Raw genomic sequence first — 15,901 nt, forward strand, 5'->3', positions numbered from 1 at the left:
ACGTAAACCGTGGGCTTCGGCGGCGGCGCGAACCCGCCAGGGCGTCGGCCGCCCATCCGACAGACGAAGCCGTGTCGGGCCGCTGGTGGTCCCGACCGCACGGGTCCCGACGCTGGAGGTGTCGGCCGCGTACGAGCGGTCCCGGGAGGGGTGTCGCACCCGTACGTCTGACGTAAGAACTATACTCGCTCGAAAGTCCCTTTTTCCTATGGGATTCATGAGCAAAATTCTCGGCGACCGTCCCGCCGGGACCGTCGACGACTACGTCGAGCTCGACCTCGACGACTTCGAGACGGAGACGGACGACGCACAGATGAGCGTCCACATCGCGGAAGTGCAGGGCCAACAGGACATGATCGACATCAAGGACGCCATCTACGACGGCGACCTCGTCATCGCCGACATCACGCGCCTCCGGACGGAGGACACGACCGTCGAGCGCATCACCGCCGAGCTCCAGCAGGTCGCGCGCGAGGTCGACGGCGACATCGTCCAGAAGGGGGACGACCAGCTCATCGTCACGCCGACGGGCGTCGGAATCAGTCGCGAGAAACTCGGTCGGTGACTAGACGTCGTCGGGAGCGTCCGCGTCGTCCTCGACTGCTCGCTTCATCGAGTCGCGGCGCGACTTCGCGTCGCGACCGGTCGCCTCGAGGAGGAACTCGTTCTTCTTGTTGACCGCGTCCGCCGCGGCGTCGGCGTGGCCCTCGGCGATGACGTCCTCGGCGGGGCGCTCCTCGAAGTGGACCGCGAGCTTGTCCTTCTTGCCGCTGTACTCGGCGGCACCGGCCACGATGCGGTCGAACACCGGATTGTCGGGGTCCGCGACCACGTAGAGCTCGTGTCCGTCGACCTCCTCGGTACCGGAGACGGTGCCGAAGTACTCCTCGATCTTCCCCTTCAAGTCCGGAATACGGTCTTCGAGATGCTCACCGCGTCGCATCTTGTACTCTTTCATGGATAGCAGCACGTTGGACAGCGTGATGTATACCCTTTTCGCGTTCAGGTGCGCTCGCTGAGATAGCCCCTGCGACACTCGGGACAGATGTCGCCGGCGCGCAGGGAGGAGTCGGTCACGTCGTCGACGTGGTTGCACTCGGGGCAGACGAGGTCCGCGTCCAGGGTCGTCTCGGCCGCCTGGTCCGGCTTCGGTGCCTCGCGCGCCCGGGTGAACCCGGTGTCCTCCTGGGGAGCAGGCGTCGACGGCGAGGACTGCGATTCGGCCTCGACGAACTCCGCGTCGTCCTCGACCTCGGGCGCATCCTCTGGGGTCAGGCCGCCGCCGAACTCGACGTCCGCACCGTCGCCGTCGTCGGGCCGTGCGTCGAACCCCTCGTCTTCCCCCTCGGTGTCGGGCCACTCGCCGTGCCCGCGCTCGGTCGGCTCCTCGGTGTCGTCCGACTCCGGCCACTCGCCGTGCCCGCGCTCGTCGTCGTCCGCCCCCTCGTCCTCGTCGTCATCGTCGTCGTCGAGGATGACGCCGTCGTCCTCCTCGGCGTTCTCCGGCGGTTCGAACCCGTCGTCGAAGGTCGACGGCTCCTCGCCGTCGCTCGTCGTGCCAGTGTCGACGGCGTTCACCGGTTCCGTCTCGACGGCCTGGCTCTCGGGGGGCTCGGGATTCGGTTCCGGGTCCTCGATAGCCGTTACTTCCTTGTTCTCGCTGACGACGCTCCGGTCGCCACAGCGGCTGCACTCCTTGAACTCCCGGACGGTGACGACGACTTCGTTGCCCTGCTCCTCGCGCTCACGCTCGATTTCGGGCTCGCCGTAGTCGTGCCCCAGCAGCGAACACCTGAGACCCATTGACAGTGACTTTTTTTCACCGGGTACTAAAAGGGTACTGCTTCCTCTAGCTCGGGCCGAAGTTCTCTGCCTTCGCCGCGTCGGGGTCGTGGCCGGCCGCTGCGAGGGCGTCCTCGGCGTCCGCGAGGAAGTCGGCGAAGCCGTAGACGAACGGCTGGCCGTCGGCCGCCGAGAGCACCTCCCGCACGCGGTCGTCGTCGGACAGCGGCTCCGTCGTCATCACGACGGTCGCCCCCTCTGCTTCGAGCGCGCGCAGGCGGTCCTCGTGGGCCGGTTCCTCGTCGCGGTAGACGACCGTCACGTCGCTGCCGTCGTCGGCGGCGCGCTCGCCGATGCCGACCGCCGGGCCGACGCCGGGACCGCCGGCGAGCACGACGACCGACGCTTCGTCCTCGTAGTAGGCGTCGCCGTAGGGACCCGCGACGCCGACGGTGTCGCCGGGATCGCGCTCGGCAAGCCACGGACTGAGGTCGCCCTCGGGGTCGACCCCGACCGTTATCTCGAACGTCTCCTCGGCCGACGGCGAGGAGAGCGTGTAGTGGCGGGTGACCGCCTCGCCGTCCACCTCGCCCCGCACCTGGACGAACTGCCCGGGGCGGGCGTCGAACCCTGCCGGCGTCGCCAGTTCCAGCGCGACCGTCGCCGGGCCGACATCCCTGACGGCCCGCACCTCGACTTCGGTTGCGTCCATGTTCGGGGGTTGGTGCGGACGCGACTAAGAAGTTCCCGCTCTGGATCCGGAGAACGTCTGGAGCGCACGGCGCGCGAACCAGCATCTCCACGGCCACCCAGAAAGCCCCTGTCGGTTGGTCGCCCACTGAAACGGGGGAAGCCACCCGATCGAGTGGAACGATGGACACTTTCTGACCCCCGCACTGGGGGACGCGAACCCAGGACGTCCACTCACCCCGTTTTCGGGGAGCGGATTCACCGGAAAGCGGGCCTTTTTGCTCGCGCGACTCCACGGCCCGACCATGACGTTCAGCATCTGCGTGCGCGAGGAGTACGAGGACGAATCGGGCGAGGACCAGCTCCGGTTCGGCGTCGCGGTAACGACCCGCCTGCCGGGGGTGGGGACGCTGTGCCCGTTCGCGAGCGAGAACGGCGCGGTGGCGACCCAGAGCCTCGTCAACGTCGACCTCGGCCGGAAGGGCATCGAGTACCTCGACGACGGCCTCGCGGTCGAGGACGCGCTCGACGCCCTGCTCTCGGCCGACGACGGCGCACCCCAGCGCCAGCTGCACGGCGTCGACGCCGAGGGGACGTTCACCTTCTCCGGCGAGGAGTGCAAGGAGTGGTACGGCCACACGAGCGGCGACAACTACACCGTCGCCGGGAACCTGCTGACCGGGGAAGCCGTCGTCAGGGAGACGGCGCAGGCGTACGAGGACGCCGCGAGCGACGCCCGGACGGGCCTCGGCGACGAGACGGACGCGCCGCTCGCGGAGCGACTCGTCGACGCGCTGGCGGCCGGCCACGCCGAGGGCGGCGACAAGCGCGAGGAACTCCACGTCCAGAGCGCGGCGGTGGTCGTCGAGCGCACCGAGGACGAGGAGATGGAGCCGTACTACGACGACCTGCGCGTCGACGCCACCGAGACGCCCATCGCGGACCTCCGGGAGACCTACGAACTCGCCCGGGAGGGGTACGAGATGGCGGTCGAGCGCTACAGCGAAGCCTACGAGGAGGACGACCTGTCGGGGAGCGACGAGGACGGAGAGTAGGAACGACGAGAACGAGAGTAGGGGTGAACAGCGACGGAAGCGGCGGTCGTTCAGACGGTGAACTCGAACAGTTCGTCGCCGACGTGGTGGAGCGACTCGACGACCTTGCCGCTGTCGCCGACCATGTCGTCGCCCGCGGTCTTCGCGCGGCCGACGGCCAGCACCTTCCCGTGGGTCTCCTCGGCGATGACGACGAGGTCGCCGGGGTCGATGGAGTCGTCGGCCTCGACGATGCCGGGGCGCATCACGTCGGCCCCGTCGCTGACGAACGAGATGGCGCCGGCGTCGACGGTGACGACGCGGTCCTGCGGCGGGTGGGCGTTCGCACCCTCGACGGTGAGGAACGGTTCGTCGTCGACGTAGAGGACGTGTTGCTCGCCGTCGACCAGCACGACGTCGAACTCCGAATCCTCCAGCTCGACGAGTTCGTACGTGTCGGCGTCGAGGTCGACGCCCACGCGGTCCGCGAGCGCGTCCTCGATCTCGCGCACCTCGTCGCTGCGGAGGTGGTGGCGTGACTTGACCTGCATACCACATCGTCCGTCGCTGCTCGGCATAAAGCCCCGACTTTCGCGACGCCGCGGGCGGTCGGTCACCGCCGACGCGGCCCGAGTGGCCGCTGTCCGATGACCGTCGCCCAGGTGCCGGACCGACGTCCCCGCACGCCTGGACGGGGCCAGTCGCCGGAAACCGGCGACCCGATTCCGGCAAAAGGGCGAAGTAGGCAGGGGTCGAATGGAGTGGTATGTGGGGTTCCCGGAAGGGCGGGGACAAGCAGTCGGTCGTTTGCATCGCCTGTGGCACCGCCGTTCGCCGCGACGCTGCACGAGAGTACGACAAGGAGGGCAACCGCTGGGACCGCAAGGACAAGACCTTCGAGCACCTCTGCAAGGACTGTCACCGCGGTCTCTGTCACCAGCCACGGGCGGAACTGGAGGACATCCTCGTCGACATCGACGCCGGTAGCATCGACCAGCAGGAGTTCTTCGCACGGTACGAGACGACCGTGAACGAACGCTACGGGCCGCTCGAAGAGGAGCGGTAGGGCGTCGCGGCGGCGGAACGCGGCGGTCGAAGACCGACCGGCGAACGTTCGGGCGGACGAACGGGGCGTGGAGAGACGTGGAAGGCGACGGAGAGGGGTCGAGGGGGCGACGAATCCGCACGAGGCGGACGACGTGACGGGGAGGACGGACCGACCAGTCGATACGACTAACTGGCCGACCCTCCTAGGGTCGGTCATGACCAGCGACGCACAGGCCGAGGCCGGAACGGCCGAGGGCCAGGGTCCCGTCGAGATCTCGCCGGAACTCGCGCGGAAGCTCGAGGACCACCGCGAGGAGCTCTTCGAGAAGTTCGACATCCGCGACGAGTTCCCCAGCGCCGTGATGACCGAGGCGGAGAAGCGGACCGAGGACATCCAGGCCGAAATCCAGGAGGAGGTCGACGAGCGCCGCGACCTGCGCGACATGACGACCTGGACGACCGACCCGGTGGACGCCCAGGACTTCGACGACGCACTCTCCGTCGAGGAGCGCGAAGACGAGTACGTTCTCTGGGTCCACATCGCCGACGTGACCCACTACGTCACGCCGGACACGAACATGTGGGAGGAGGCGGTCGAGCGCGCCAACACGGTGTACCTGCCCGCCTACACCATGCACATGCTCCCGCCGATGCTGGCGGAGACGGTCTGTTCGCTCGTCCCGGAGGAGGACCGGCTCGCCCACACCGTCGAGATGCACCTCGACAAGGAGACGCTGGGCTACGAGGAGATAGACATCTACAAGTCCGTCATCCGCAGCGACGAGCGACTCACCTACACGCAGGCGGAGAACCGCATCGACGACGAGGACGCGCCACTGCACGAGGAGAACGCGCTGGCGTTCGAACTCGCCGACCAGATGCACGAGCAGCGCAAGGAGGACGGCAGCCTCGTCCTCAACCCGCGCCGGGACCGCGCCCACACCATCATCGAGGAGTCGATGCTGAAGGCGAACAAGGCGGTCACGCACGAGCTGATGTGGGACCGCGGCGTCGAGGCGATGTACCGCGTCCACCCCCAGCCCACGCCGGACGAGTGGAGCGAGGCACTCCAGGAGATCCAGGACCTCGACGGCGTCTCCATCCCCGGCGAGGCGTGGGACGACCCGCGGAAGGCCGTCAACGCGACGCTGGAGGACGCCCCCGGCCGCCAGCTCGACAAGATCCAGTGGGCCGTGATGAAAGTGATGCCGCGCGCGAAGTACATGAGCGACCCGTTCGGCGGCCACCACGCGCTGAACTTCGAGATCTACGGCCACTTCACCAGTCCCATCCGGCGGCTCTCGGACCTCGTCAACCACTGGATCGTCTACACGAACGACGTGCCCGAGGACCTCCCCGCGCTCTGCGAGCACGCGAGCGACAAGCAGGCCGACGCCGAGGCCTGCGAGCGCGAGTACAAGCAGTTCCTCGAGGAGGTCGGCCTCGACGCGGCCGCCGTCAACAACCGCGGCATCGAGGTCGTCGAAGAGGACTAGAGCTCCTTCTCGCGAAGGTAATCGTCGACGGTCGCGCCGAACAGTTCCTGTTCGCGCTCCTCGACCACCGCGTACCCGCGCTTCTCGTAGAAGGCGTTGCCGACGTCGTTGCCGGCCATGACCGCCAACCGGAGGCGGTCAGCCTCCTCGTCGCGAAGCCAGCCTTCGATCCGGTCGAGCAGGGCGGTGCCGACGCCCTCTCCCCACTGCTCCGGGTCGACGTAGATGCGCGCGAGCCACGCTGGCTCGCCCTCGTCGCCGAGGACGGCCTGCGCGAAGCCGACGACGCCGACCCCGACGGCCGCCACCAGGAACAGGCCGTCGTCTCGCCGTACCGACTCCGCGAGACTGTCCACGTCGTACCACTCGTCTATCGCGCGCTCGACGGCGTCCGGACCGACGACGTCGTCGTGAGCGGCGTGCCACGACTCGCGCGCGACCCGTCGGATGGCCGCGACGTCGTCGGCCGTCGCCTCGCGGACGGTCGAGTCGTCCATGCGCGAGACGTACACATCGAGCGACAAATCCTTTCCGCGAGCGCAGGGTTGAGTACCGAGCGTCGCCAACGCCGACCGTGCCCGCGTTCCCCGACCCGGACTCCCGCAACGTCCTCGAACCCGACTGCTCGCGCTGTCCCGACCTCGTCGAGTGCCGCGAGCGCATCGCGTGGGGGAACGGCCCGCTCGACGCTGACGTGGTGGTGGTCGGGGAAGCGCCCGCATACGGGAACGCCGACGCCGACCGCTGGCGGGGCGGCAACTGGACGGGGATGGCCTACACCTCGCGTCACTCCGGCCGGCGCGTCCGGAACCTGTTCGCGGCGGCCGGCTACGGACCGGACGACTGCTACTTCACGAACGCGGTGAAGTGCTTCCCGGAGGGCGATGACGGGAGCAACCGCGAGCCCCGACCCGAGGAGCGAGCGAACTGCTTCGACCACCTGCGGACGGAGATCGCGCAGGTCGACCCGGGCGTGGTGGCGACGACTGGCAAGCACGCGACGGCGGCGCTGCTCGAGTTCGAGTCGATACCGATGGACAGGTTCCTCGACCGCGTTCTCGACCCCGTCGACTGCAAGCGACTGGGCGTGACCGCGCTGCCGCTACTTCATCCGTCGTACGAGAACGTCTGGCAGGCGCGGCTCGGCTACGACCGCGAGGAGTACGTCGCCGCAGTCGCGGTGCGGCTCGACGCGCACGTCTGACTACTCGTCTGCCGAACCGGCGTCGGAGTCGCCCGTCTCGTCGGCATCGCCGACGTACACGTCGCCATCGCTGTGCGCGCTCACCTGGTGGCCGTGATAGGCGAAGACTATCTTCCCGCCCTTCCGTGGTTTCCCGTCGACGCGTGGACCGAACAGCGCGTCCAGCGCGTCGGGGTCGACCACGTCGTACAGCTGTGGACGGACGTCGTTGGGGTCGGTGTCTTCGTGCGCCGCGATGGCGTTGACGACGGCCGTGCTCAACCGCTCGCCGTCGTCTCGGCTGTAGACCGTATGGGCCATTTCACAACCGCAACAGAGGAAGGTAGAGCGAATAAGCATGTCGGCGGAAAGCGTCGGTTACGAGCGCGTCGTTCGCCGTCGTCTCAGGGCGCGTCGAGGCATATTCCGGGCGTCGAGCGGTATGATTGCGTGACCGGCGACGAAGAGAGTGACCCATTCGTCGGGAACCGAAGCCAGAGCGCCCCGACCCGGCGCTAACAACCGATACACCCCGCCGGTTTGATATCGGGGACTCCCGCGTTACCGGCCTGCGTAGCCTTCGCGGCGGGCGTGCGGCGTCAAGCGACTGGCGAACAGGCGGAGCGCGTCGGGCATGGCACGGCGCAGCCCGAACCCGGACGTGGTCGGCCGGGAATCGCCAGTGAACGACGAGTCGGCGGCCCCAATGTTAAATATGTTACCCGAGTGAAGTCAAATGAATGACGGTCTCGGAGGAGCTGGCGGAGGAGCGGATCGAACGGTTCGAGCGGTCGATGACCCGGTCGAAGTGGAAACTGGAGAATCAGGACCTCAGCCAGGAGAGCGTCTCCCGCGTCCACAACTCCATCGGACGGGACGAAGAAAAGATCGGCCTGTACCGGCTTCTGCTTGGGGACGTCGCGGCCGCTACGGAGCACCTCGAAGAGGCGACGCGGCGGTACGCGCTGAAGTACGAGCACAAGCGGACGTACGAAGCGGAGGAGAACGACCAGGCGACCTGGCAGACGCAGCGATCGATCCTCGAACGGCTGACGTACGCCGCGCTCCTCTCGCGGAACGACGCGTCGGTCGAGGAGGCGGCCGCGAAGGTCGACGACCTGGACGCGTACAGACGCCAGTTCCCCAGGATGGTCCACAAGTACCACTTCACGACGGCGCTGGCACGTGTGGCGGCGGACGCCGACGACCAGCGGGAGCGCGTGGACGCGTTCGGCGACAGTCTCGCCGACGTGAAGCCGGACCACCAGCCGTACTTCGGCAACCTGGCGACGATACTCGATGGAATCGTCAGCGGCGACGAAGCGACGGTGCGCGACGGACTAGAGGCCTACCTCGACGACTACGACGAGGACAGGAACGACGACCCGGAGTCGCTCTCCGACCGCGTCTCCAAACGGGCCACGGCGCTGTACCTGCTCGCGAAGCGACGCGGGGTCGACGTCGAGATCGAGAGCCGGTACATTCCGGACTGTCTCCGCTCGGTCGGACAGTGAGCGGCTGCCACCACGACGAGCCGAAACCACGCGCTTCGTTCCGGACGGCGACGTCGTCCAGCGAGACGGGAACGGCCTGGTTCGAGGACCGATTCGACGGATGGCGTGACGAGGAGCTTTTCTGAAGGGACGGGACCGAGCAAGCAAGCGGACGCGAATGGACTCACCCAGAGAGAACCGTGAACTCGCCGAGGAGAGAGGTAGTCCCATCGAGAGAGAATAGTGGACTCGCCGAGACAGAATAGTGGACTCGCCGGGACCGAGCAAACGCTTCGCGTTTGCGAGGGTCGGCGAGTCCACGAACGACTGACGGAGCGAAGCGACGGAAGGAGTGAGTGGACTCGCCGGGATTTGAACCCGGGGCCTCTTCCTTGCGAAGGAAGCGATCTGCCGCTGATCTACGAGCCCTCGCATCATCATACCGGCCGGCGATTATTAGTACCTTGTGTTTCGACGCGCAGGATGTGAAGACGTCCCGCGACCAGTCCGAGCGCGAGGCCGGTGAAGTGGGCGATGAGGGCGACGCCAGGGGCGGCCGTCGTGGCGGTCACGGCGAGCGCGAACGCGGCGACGAGCGCGACCTGCACCCCGGGAGAGAGTTCGACGCGGCCGAGCACGGCGTCGGTGACGAGGTTCCCGGCGAGCAGGTAGCCGAAGAGGCCGAACACCGCGCCGCTTGCGCCGAGGACGGCGGTGGGCGGGCCGAAGAGGTCGCCGAGCAGCACCTGCGACACGCCGGCCGCCATCCCGACGGACGCGAAGAAGGCGTGGAAGCGTAGGGTCGTGGTCACGCGTTCGACGAGCATGCCCACGAACAGCAGGGCGACGGAGTTCGACAGCAGGTGGGGAACGGACGCGTGGGCGTAGACGCTCAGCGGGAGCGTCCACGGGTGCGTCGTGAGCGGCGGGGCGAGGGCGAAGAGTCCGATCGCTACCGTCGGCGCGACGAGACCGACGAGGGACTGGAGGGAGAAGACGACGGCGAAGACGGTCAGCGTCTGGACCGTCGGACTACCGGACGTTCGCATACCCACTACAGGTGCCGGGTCGACAAAAAACGTCGTGGAGCGAGTCCCGGGACGGTGCCGCAGCTAGGTGGGAAAAGAAAACAGGAAGATAGGGTGGATCAGTCCTCGAGGACGATCTCGATGCTCACGTCGTTCGGGACCTGGATGCGCATCAGCTGCCGGAGCGCCCGTTCGTCGGCGTCGAGGTCGATGAGGCGCTTGTGGACGCGCATCTCCCAGTGTTCCCACGTCGCGGTCCCTTCGCCGTCGGGGGACTTGCGGGTGGGAATCTCCAGCGTTTTCGTCGGAAGCGGGATGGGCCCGCTCAGGGAGACGCCGGTTTTCTCGGCGATCTCGCGGACGTCGTCGCAGATGTCGTCGAGGTCCGAGGGGTTGGCACCTGCGAGACGGACTCGTGCCTGCTGCATCGTTTAGTTGCCTTCGTCGACGCTGAGGACCTTGCCAGCCGCGATGGTCTGACCCATGTCGCGGATGGCGAAGCTGCCGAGTTCGGGGATCTCGCTCGACGGCTCGATGCTGAGCGGCTTCTGGGGTCGGATGGTGACGACCGCGGCGTCGCCGCTCTGGATGAAGTCGGGGTTCTCCTCCGCGACCTCACCGCTGGACGGGTCCATCTTCTTGTCGATGGATTCGATCGTACAGGCAACCTGAGCCGTGTGAGCGTGGAAGACCGGCGTGTAGCCGGACGTGATGACGCTCGGGTGCTGCATCACGACGATCTGGGCCTGGAACGTCTCGGCGACCGACGGCGGGTCGTCGGCGGGGCCACAGACGTCGCCGCGGCGGATGTCGTCCTTGCCGATGCCGCGGACGTTGAACCCGACGTTGTCACCGGGTTCTGCCTTCGGCACCTCTTCGTGGTGCATCTCGATGGTCTTGACCTCGCCACCGACGTCGCTGGGCTGGAAGCTGACGTTGTCGCCCGTGTTCAGGGTACCCGTCTCGACGCGGCCGACCGGGACGGTCCCGATGCCGGAGATCGTGTAGACGTCCTGGATGGGCAGACGGAGGTCGGCCGACGTCGGCGGTTCCGGAACCGGCAGACCGTTGAGAGCCTCGAGGAGGGTCTCGCCGTCGTACCAGTCCGTCTCGTCCGACTCCTCGGCGATGTTGTCGCCCTCGAAGGCGGAGATCGGGATGAACGAGGCGTCGTCCGTGTTGAACTGGACCTGCTTGAGCAGTTCCTCGACCTCGTTGACGACCTCGTCGTACGTGCTCTGCTGGTAGTCGACGACGTCCATCTTGTTGATACCGACGATGAGCTCGTCGATACCGAGGGTGCGAGCCAGGAAGACGTGCTCCTGGGTCTGGGGCGCGACACCGTCGTCAGCGGCGACGACGAGGACGGCGTTGTCGGCCTGGGACGCGCCCGTGATCATGTTCTTCACGAAGTCGCGGTGGCCCGGACAGTCGACGATGGTGAAGTAGTACTCGTCGGTGTCGAACTCCTGGTGGGCGATGTCGATGGTGACACCACGCTCGCGCTCCTCGGCGAGGTTGTCCATCACGTAGGCGAACTCGAAGCCGCCCTTGCCCTTCTCTTCGGCCTCTTCCTTGTGCTGTTCGATGACGTGCTCGGGTACGTTCCCCGTTTCGTAGAGGAGACGCCCGACCAGCGTGCTCTTACCGTGGTCGACGTGGCCGATGACGGCCAGGTTCTGGTGGGGTTTATCTTCGCTCATTGTATCTCACGCGCAGACGCGCTCTGTCGGAATGATTTGGCAGAAGCGGTTAAAACCATTTCGATACGCTATGCAGGCCATCTCCGCGCCGTCTGGCGGTTAGTGGCAACGAGTGGCACGGATTGGGGCGAGCCTGAATCGTCGAACGGACCGCTTACCGCTGCGGGTCGAGCGCGTTGACGTCGGCGAGCACGGCCGACGCGGTCTCCGGACCGCCCGCGCCCCGGCCGCTCAGGTTCAGTCGCCCGCCGCGGCGGGTCTCGAACTGCACGATGTTGCGCGTCCCCGACACGGCGAGCGTCCCGTGTTCCGGAACGAGGCGCGGCCCGACCCGGACGCCGCCGTCGACCTCCCCGACGAGTCGGATGGTGCGGCCGTCCTCGGCGGCGAGCGCGAGCGCGCTCGTCGGCAGGTCGCGGATGCCGGCCACCGTCGCGTCGTCGAGCGTGTGGCCGCCGCCCTTGAGCACGTTGGCGAGGATGACGCACTTCAGCGCAGCGTCGGTCCCGTCCACGTCGAACGTGGGGTCGGCCTCGGCCACCCCGAGGTCCTGGGCCTCCGCGAGCACGTGCTCGTAGCTCAGCCCCTCCGCTGCCATCCGCGAGAGGACGAAGTTCGCGGTGCCGTTCAGCACGCCCCGGACCGCCGTGACGTTCTCCGCACCGCGGCCCTCGATGGTCGAGAGGACGGGGATGGCCCCGCCTACGGTCGCCTCGAACCGGACCTGGCCCTCGCTCTCGCGTTCGAGCGCGCGCAGGTCGTCGTACCGCTGGGCCACGGGTCCCTTGTTCGCCAGCACGACGTGCCGGTCGGCCTCCAGGGCGGCCCGGACGTGGCCGAACCCGGGCTGGGCGTCGCCCAGCGTCGTCGGCGTCGCCTCGACCAGCGCGTCGTACTCGGCCGCGAGGGCGTCCTCGACGGACGCCGAACCGACGCTGCCCGCCTCGTCCTTGCGGGCGAACGCGCGCTCGACGTCGACGCCCGCGGGGTCGACGACCGCGCCGGTGGAGTCGGCCAGCGCGGTCACCTCGTGGCCGTACTCGTGTGCGAGTTCGGCGACCGAGCGCCCGACAGCGCCGGCCCCCAGGACGGCGAGCCTCACGCCATCCCCTCCGTGAGCGGCTCGATGGCGCGCAGTTCCTTCTCGGCCGCGACCGCACGGACGGACGCGATCACGTCGCCGACGCGGTCGGACGACGTCGCGAGGCGCAGGCGGGCGCTGGCGGTCTCGCCGGCCGGCGCGGACATCGACAGGTCGACGACCGAGGCGCCGGTCTCGGACTCGATGCGCGAGACGGTCGCGGAGACGTCGGCCTCGACGACCGGTCCCGTCAACAGCACGGTGACCTCCTCGTCGTAGCGTTCCGCCCCCGCCCGGACGACGTTCACGCTCGCCTCGCGCAGCGCCGCCACGATAGCGTCGAAGCGGTCGGGCGGACACTCCATGTCGACCTCGATGGGGATGTGGCCGCGCGGTGTGAGCGACCCGCGTTCGTGGAACACGCTCAGCAGGTTCCCGCCGTGTTCCGCGATGGGTTCGAGGGCGCGCAGCAGTTCGCCGGGTTCGTCCGCCAGTTCGAGACGGACGGTGTACGCCTGCACGGATCCGTCACCGTGGTCGGTCATGATGAGGGGATTCCGGGCCGGGAACGCATAAACGTTCACTCGGTCGCAACATTGTCCGGGGGCGCGACCGGTCGGTACAGCCACGCTGGCCGGGCGAGAACGGCACTCCTAACGGTTAGCAACGGACTGCAACCGGGGTAGGTCCGGCGTTCGGACGGCGTTAGTCGGCACGTAGTAATAGCGCTGGAACGAGCACGTGATGGCAGGTGCTCTCGATGACCGTCGACGACCACAGCGACACCGGCGTTCGAACCGACCAGCACGTCTGTGCGTTCTGCCAGACGATGTTCGACAGCAGCAAGCGGGTCTGTCCGTCCTGCGGCGCGGAGATCGTCATGCGCGGGGAACGGTGACGTCGGCGACCCGGCGGCAGGTCCGCCGTCGACGTGACCCCGTCGGGAACCACGTGCGCTGACCACGGACGCTGACGGCCTTCGAACGCTGACGGACGACCGTCGGACTCGACCGGCGACGGTCGGACCGTACCGCGGCGGCCGGGCAGGCGGTGACGCCGACGCCGTGAGCCGGTAGCGGTGCGGAACGCCGGAGACGGCACTCGGGAGCGGTGCCGGACGCAGAACTCACCGGGCGCGAAAAAGCGGAAGAAGGACGGGTCGAACCTAGAGGTAGTCGACGGCCTCGGGCAGTTCGAGCTTCATGCCCTTGCGCTCGCGGATGTCCATGATCTGTTCGCGCTGGAGATTGTCGGCCATGACGCGGAAGCCGGCGTTCTCCGTGTTCCAGGAGGCGCGGCCCTCGGTCGCGGAGCGGATGTCGGACGCGAAGCCGATCATCTCCTCGACGGGCGCGATGCCCTCGACGACCATCAGGTCGCCTTCCTGGTACATGTCGTCGACGCGGCCACGGCGACCCTGGATCTCGCCGGAGGCGGCGCCCATGTGCTCGTTCGGCACGTCGATGCGGACGTCCTGGATGGGTTCGAGCAGGCGGATCTCACCCTGGACCAGCGCGCTGTGGACGGCGTGGCGGACGGCCGGGATGACCTGGGCCGGACCGCGGTGGATGGTGTCCTCGTGGAGCCGGGCGTCCTCGAGACGGATGAGCGTTCCCTGGACGGGTTCGCCGGCGAGCGGACCCTCGTCGAGCGCCTCTTCGAGCCCCTCGATGACGAGCTCCATCGTCTCGTTGAGGTGCTGGATACCCTTCGTGTCGTCGATGAGGATGTTCGTGCCGTGGATCTCCTCGACGTTCTGGCTCGTGTCCTTGTCCATGCCGGCCTCCTGCAGTTCCTCGCGGCGGTCCTGCTCTGGCATGTCCATCGACACGTCGCCCAGCTGGATCTTCTCGACGATGTCCTCCTCGAGCGGTTCTGCGGTCAGGTAGAACCGGTTGTGGCGGTTCGGGGAGATGCCCTCGACCGTGTCCGTGGCCTGCTGGATGGCCTCGCGGAACACGACGATGGGTTCGCCCGTGTTCACCGGGATGCCCTGGTTGCGCTCGATGCGCTGGCTGATGACCTCCAGGTGGAGTTCACCCTGGCCGGAGATGAGGTGCTCGCCCGTGTCCTCGTTGATCTCGATCTGGATGGTCGGGTCCTCCTTGGAGACCTGGCGCAGCGTCTCGATGAGCTTCGGCAGGTCGTCCATGTTCTTCGCCTCGACGGACTTCGTGATGACCGGCTCCGAGATGTGCTCGATGGACTCGAACGGCGTCATCTCGACGGAGGAGACGGTCGACCCGGCGATGGAGTCCTTCAGCCCCGTGACGGAGGCGATGTTCCCTGCGGGGACGGACTCGACCTCCTCGCGTTCCCCACCCATGAAGATACCGACGGACTGGAGCCGGTTCTTCCCGGCGGTACCGGAGACGTACAGCTCCTGGCCCTTCTCCAGCGTGCCGGAGAAGACGCGACCCGTCGCGATCTCGCCGGCGTGCGGGTCCATGCCGATGTCGGTGACCATGAAGACGACCTCGCCGTCCTTGTTCACCATCTGCATGTCCTCGGCGATCTGGCTGTCGGCGTCGCCACGCCAGACGTTCGGGATGCGCTCGGGCTGGGCGTCGACGGGGTTCGGGAAGTGCTCGGCGACCATGTCGAGCACGACGTTCGAGAGCGGCGACCGCTCCTTGAGTTCGTCGACGTTGTCGTTGCGGTTCATCTCGATGATGTCACCGAAGTCGATGCCCGTCCGCTGCATCGACGGCATGCTGACGGCCCAGTTGTACAGCGCGGAGCCGAAGGCGACGGTCCCGTCCTCGACGGAGACCTTCCAGCCTTCCTCGTACTTCTCCTCGTTCATGCCCCGGATGAGCTCGTTGACGTCGCGGATGACGTCCATGAGCCGCTCCTGCATCTCCTCGGGACCCTCCTGGAGCTCATTGATGAGGCGGTCGACCTTGTTGATGAACAGGGTCGGCTTGACGCCCTCGCGGAGCGCCTGGCGCAGCACCGTCTCCGTCTGGGGCATCGACCCCTCGACGGCGTCGACGACCACGAGCGCGCCGTCGACGGCGCGCATCGCGCGCGTCACGTCGCCACCGAAGTCGACGTGGCCCGGCGTGTCGATGAGGTTGATGAGGTAGTCGGTGTCCTCGTACTCGTGGGTCATCGAGACGTTCGCCGCGTCGATGGTGATGCCGCGTTCCTGCTCGTCCTCCTCGGTGTCCATCGCGCGCTGTTCGCCCGCGGTCTCCGAGGAGATCATGCCGGCACCCGCCAGCAGGTTGTCGGTGAGCGTCGTCTTTCCGTGGTCGATGTGTGCAGCGATGGCGATGTTGCGGATCTGCTCCGGCTTGTCCATCAGCCGCTCACACTGTTCGACGATCTTCTTTCGTCTGCCCATATATGGGTACTCCTA

19 protein-coding genes and 1 tRNA gene are annotated in these 15,901 nt (G+C 67.6%); 7 read left to right on the forward strand and 13 right to left on the reverse strand.

Going from position 1 to position 15,901, the window contains the following annotated elements:
• Positions 1–208 precede the first annotated feature (208 nt).
• Positions 209–565: a cell division protein SepF gene (locus NKT36_RS06280; protein ID WP_327053105.1), complete on the forward strand. Its 357-nt coding sequence runs from the start codon at positions 209–211 to the stop codon at positions 563–565.
• Here NKT36_RS06280 and NKT36_RS06285 read toward each other — a convergent pair whose 3' ends face one another.
• Genes NKT36_RS06285 through NKT36_RS06295 form a run of 3 tightly spaced genes read right to left on the reverse strand, consistent with a single transcriptional unit; the run spans position 566 to position 2,494 of the window.
• A complete protein-coding gene (locus NKT36_RS06285) occupies positions 566–958 on the reverse strand; it encodes a DUF5611 family protein (protein WP_327053106.1) in 393 nt (130 codons plus the stop codon).
• A gap of 44 nt (positions 959–1,002) precedes the next feature.
• Positions 1,003–1,803, reverse strand: coding sequence for a DUF7093 family protein (locus NKT36_RS06290; protein ID WP_327053107.1), 801 nt, complete (start codon positions 1,801–1,803; stop codon positions 1,003–1,005).
• A gap of 46 nt (positions 1,804–1,849) precedes the next feature.
• Positions 1,850–2,494 carry an FAD-binding oxidoreductase gene (locus NKT36_RS06295; RefSeq protein WP_327053108.1) on the reverse strand — a complete coding sequence of 215 codons (645 nt, stop codon included), beginning with the start codon at positions 2,492–2,494 and terminating at the stop codon, positions 1,850–1,852.
• A gap of 283 nt (positions 2,495–2,777) precedes the next feature.
• Here NKT36_RS06295 and NKT36_RS06300 point away from each other — a divergent pair, with 283 nt between their 5' ends.
• Positions 2,778–3,527 carry a DUF1028 domain-containing protein gene (locus NKT36_RS06300; protein ID WP_327053109.1) on the forward strand — a complete coding sequence of 250 codons (750 nt, stop codon included), beginning with the start codon at positions 2,778–2,780 and terminating at the stop codon, positions 3,525–3,527.
• Positions 3,528–3,577: 50 nt separating this feature from the next.
• Here the strand turns inward: NKT36_RS06300 and NKT36_RS06305 are convergent, their stop codons facing one another.
• Positions 3,578–4,057, reverse strand: coding sequence for an RNA-binding protein (locus NKT36_RS06305; RefSeq protein WP_327053110.1), 480 nt, complete (start codon positions 4,055–4,057; stop codon positions 3,578–3,580).
• A 215-nt stretch (positions 4,058–4,272) separates the two neighbouring features.
• Here NKT36_RS06305 and NKT36_RS06310 point away from each other — a divergent pair, with 215 nt between their 5' ends.
• Both NKT36_RS06310 and NKT36_RS06315 read left to right on the forward strand, forming a co-directional pair.
• Entirely contained in the window at positions 4,273–4,572 is a 300-nt protein-coding gene (locus NKT36_RS06310) for a DUF7562 family protein (protein WP_327053111.1), read from the forward strand.
• A gap of 196 nt (positions 4,573–4,768) precedes the next feature.
• A complete protein-coding gene (locus NKT36_RS06315; RefSeq protein WP_327053112.1) occupies positions 4,769–6,049 on the forward strand; it encodes a ribonuclease R family protein in 1,281 nt (426 codons plus the stop codon).
• Here NKT36_RS06315 and NKT36_RS06320 read toward each other — a convergent pair.
• A complete protein-coding gene (locus NKT36_RS06320) occupies positions 6,046–6,546 on the reverse strand; it encodes a GNAT family N-acetyltransferase (protein WP_327053113.1) in 501 nt (166 codons plus the stop codon). The genes NKT36_RS06315 and NKT36_RS06320 overlap by 4 nt on opposite strands.
• A 77-nt stretch (positions 6,547–6,623) precedes the next feature.
• Here NKT36_RS06320 and NKT36_RS06325 point away from each other — a divergent pair, with 77 nt between their 5' ends.
• A complete protein-coding gene (locus NKT36_RS06325) occupies positions 6,624–7,253 on the forward strand; it encodes a uracil-DNA glycosylase (protein WP_327053114.1) in 630 nt (209 codons plus the stop codon).
• On the opposite strand, the gene NKT36_RS06330 is transcribed toward NKT36_RS06325, so the two are convergent.
• A complete protein-coding gene (locus NKT36_RS06330; protein WP_327053115.1) occupies positions 7,254–7,553 on the reverse strand; it encodes a HalOD1 output domain-containing protein in 300 nt (99 codons plus the stop codon).
• A gap of 419 nt (positions 7,554–7,972) precedes the next feature.
• On the opposite strand from NKT36_RS06330, the gene NKT36_RS06335 reads away from it, so the two are divergent.
• A complete protein-coding gene (locus tag NKT36_RS06335; RefSeq protein ID WP_327053116.1) occupies positions 7,973–8,746 on the forward strand; it encodes a hypothetical protein in 774 nt (257 codons plus the stop codon).
• A 336-nt stretch (positions 8,747–9,082) separates the two neighbouring features.
• Here NKT36_RS06335 and NKT36_RS06340 read toward each other — a convergent pair.
• The 6 genes from NKT36_RS06340 to NKT36_RS06365 all read right to left on the reverse strand — a co-directional run bounded on the left by NKT36_RS06340 (position 9,083) and on the right by NKT36_RS06365 (position 13,082).
• A tRNA-Ala gene (locus tag NKT36_RS06340) sits at positions 9,083–9,154 on the reverse strand.
• Between the two features lie 8 nt (positions 9,155–9,162).
• Complete coding sequence (locus NKT36_RS06345; protein WP_327053117.1) at positions 9,163–9,774, reverse strand: rhomboid family intramembrane serine protease; 612 nt, start codon at positions 9,772–9,774, stop codon at positions 9,163–9,165.
• A gap of 98 nt (positions 9,775–9,872) precedes the next feature.
• Entirely contained in the window at positions 9,873–10,181 is a 309-nt protein-coding gene (gene rpsJ / locus NKT36_RS06350) for a 30S ribosomal protein S10 (protein ID WP_007979652.1), read from the reverse strand.
• 3 nt (positions 10,182–10,184) lie between these two features.
• Positions 10,185–11,456 (reverse strand): translation elongation factor EF-1 subunit alpha, encoded by a 1,272-nt coding sequence (gene tuf, locus NKT36_RS06355; RefSeq protein WP_327053118.1) that lies wholly within the window; start codon positions 11,454–11,456, stop codon positions 10,185–10,187.
• Positions 11,457–11,610: 154 nt separating this feature from the next.
• Positions 11,611–12,558: a homoserine dehydrogenase gene (locus NKT36_RS06360; protein ID WP_327053119.1), complete on the reverse strand. Its 948-nt coding sequence runs from the start codon at positions 12,556–12,558 to the stop codon at positions 11,611–11,613.
• The gene (locus tag NKT36_RS06365) at positions 12,555–13,082 is read right to left on the reverse strand and encodes an amino acid-binding protein (protein ID WP_327053120.1); all 528 of its coding nucleotides are present in this window, start codon (positions 13,080–13,082) and stop codon (positions 12,555–12,557) included. Before NKT36_RS06365 ends, NKT36_RS06360 begins: the two co-directional genes overlap by 4 nt.
• Before the next feature lie 215 nt (positions 13,083–13,297).
• Between NKT36_RS06365 and NKT36_RS06370 the strand changes: the two genes are divergently transcribed.
• Positions 13,298–13,435 (forward strand): DUF1272 domain-containing protein, encoded by a 138-nt coding sequence (locus tag NKT36_RS06370; RefSeq protein WP_327053121.1) that lies wholly within the window; start codon positions 13,298–13,300, stop codon positions 13,433–13,435.
• A 267-nt stretch (positions 13,436–13,702) separates the two neighbouring features.
• Here the strand turns inward: NKT36_RS06370 and NKT36_RS06375 are convergent, their stop codons facing one another.
• Positions 13,703–15,886, reverse strand: coding sequence for an elongation factor EF-2 (locus NKT36_RS06375; protein ID WP_327053122.1), 2,184 nt, complete (start codon positions 15,884–15,886; stop codon positions 13,703–13,705).
• Positions 15,887–15,901 lie beyond the last annotated feature (15 nt).

This window comes from Halomicrococcus gelatinilyticus, assembly GCA_024227995.1.
GTDB lineage: Archaea > Halobacteriota > Halobacteria > Halobacteriales > Haladaptataceae > Halomicrococcus > Halomicrococcus gelatinilyticus.

Bases quoted from the DNA above. Each gene is read 5' to 3' on its own strand.
- NKT36_RS06300 (WP_327053109.1), top strand. From the start codon at position 2,778: ATGACGTTCAGCATCTGCGTGCGCGAGGAGTACGAGGACGAATCGGGC.
- NKT36_RS06290 (WP_327053107.1), bottom strand. From the start codon at position 1,803: ATGGGTCTCAGGTGTTCGCTGCTGGGGCACGACTACGGCGAGCCCGAA.
- rpsJ (WP_007979652.1), bottom strand. From the start codon at position 10,181: ATGCAGCAGGCACGAGTCCGTCTCGCAGGTGCCAACCCCTCGGACCTC.
- NKT36_RS06285 (WP_327053106.1), bottom strand. From the start codon at position 958: ATGAAAGAGTACAAGATGCGACGCGGTGAGCATCTCGAAGACCGTATT.
- NKT36_RS06310 (WP_327053111.1), top strand. From the start codon at position 4,273: ATGTGGGGTTCCCGGAAGGGCGGGGACAAGCAGTCGGTCGTTTGCATC.
- NKT36_RS06370 (WP_327053121.1), top strand. From the start codon at position 13,298: ATGACCGTCGACGACCACAGCGACACCGGCGTTCGAACCGACCAGCAC.
- NKT36_RS06330 (WP_327053115.1), bottom strand. From the start codon at position 7,553: ATGGCCCATACGGTCTACAGCCGAGACGACGGCGAGCGGTTGAGCACG.
- NKT36_RS06280 (WP_327053105.1), top strand. From the start codon at position 209: ATGGGATTCATGAGCAAAATTCTCGGCGACCGTCCCGCCGGGACCGTC.
- NKT36_RS06320 (WP_327053113.1), bottom strand. From the start codon at position 6,546: ATGGACGACTCGACCGTCCGCGAGGCGACGGCCGACGACGTCGCGGCC.
- NKT36_RS06315 (WP_327053112.1), top strand. From the start codon at position 4,769: ATGACCAGCGACGCACAGGCCGAGGCCGGAACGGCCGAGGGCCAGGGT.
- NKT36_RS06295 (WP_327053108.1), bottom strand. From the start codon at position 2,494: ATGGACGCAACCGAAGTCGAGGTGCGGGCCGTCAGGGATGTCGGCCCG.
- NKT36_RS06335 (WP_327053116.1), top strand. From the start codon at position 7,973: ATGACGGTCTCGGAGGAGCTGGCGGAGGAGCGGATCGAACGGTTCGAG.
- NKT36_RS06345 (WP_327053117.1), bottom strand. From the start codon at position 9,774: ATGCGAACGTCCGGTAGTCCGACGGTCCAGACGCTGACCGTCTTCGCC.
- NKT36_RS06365 (WP_327053120.1), bottom strand. From the start codon at position 13,082: ATGACCGACCACGGTGACGGATCCGTGCAGGCGTACACCGTCCGTCTC.
- NKT36_RS06375 (WP_327053122.1), bottom strand. From the start codon at position 15,886: ATGGGCAGACGAAAGAAGATCGTCGAACAGTGTGAGCGGCTGATGGAC.
- NKT36_RS06305 (WP_327053110.1), bottom strand. From the start codon at position 4,057: ATGCAGGTCAAGTCACGCCACCACCTCCGCAGCGACGAGGTGCGCGAG.
- tuf (WP_327053118.1), bottom strand. From the start codon at position 11,456: ATGAGCGAAGATAAACCCCACCAGAACCTGGCCGTCATCGGCCACGTC.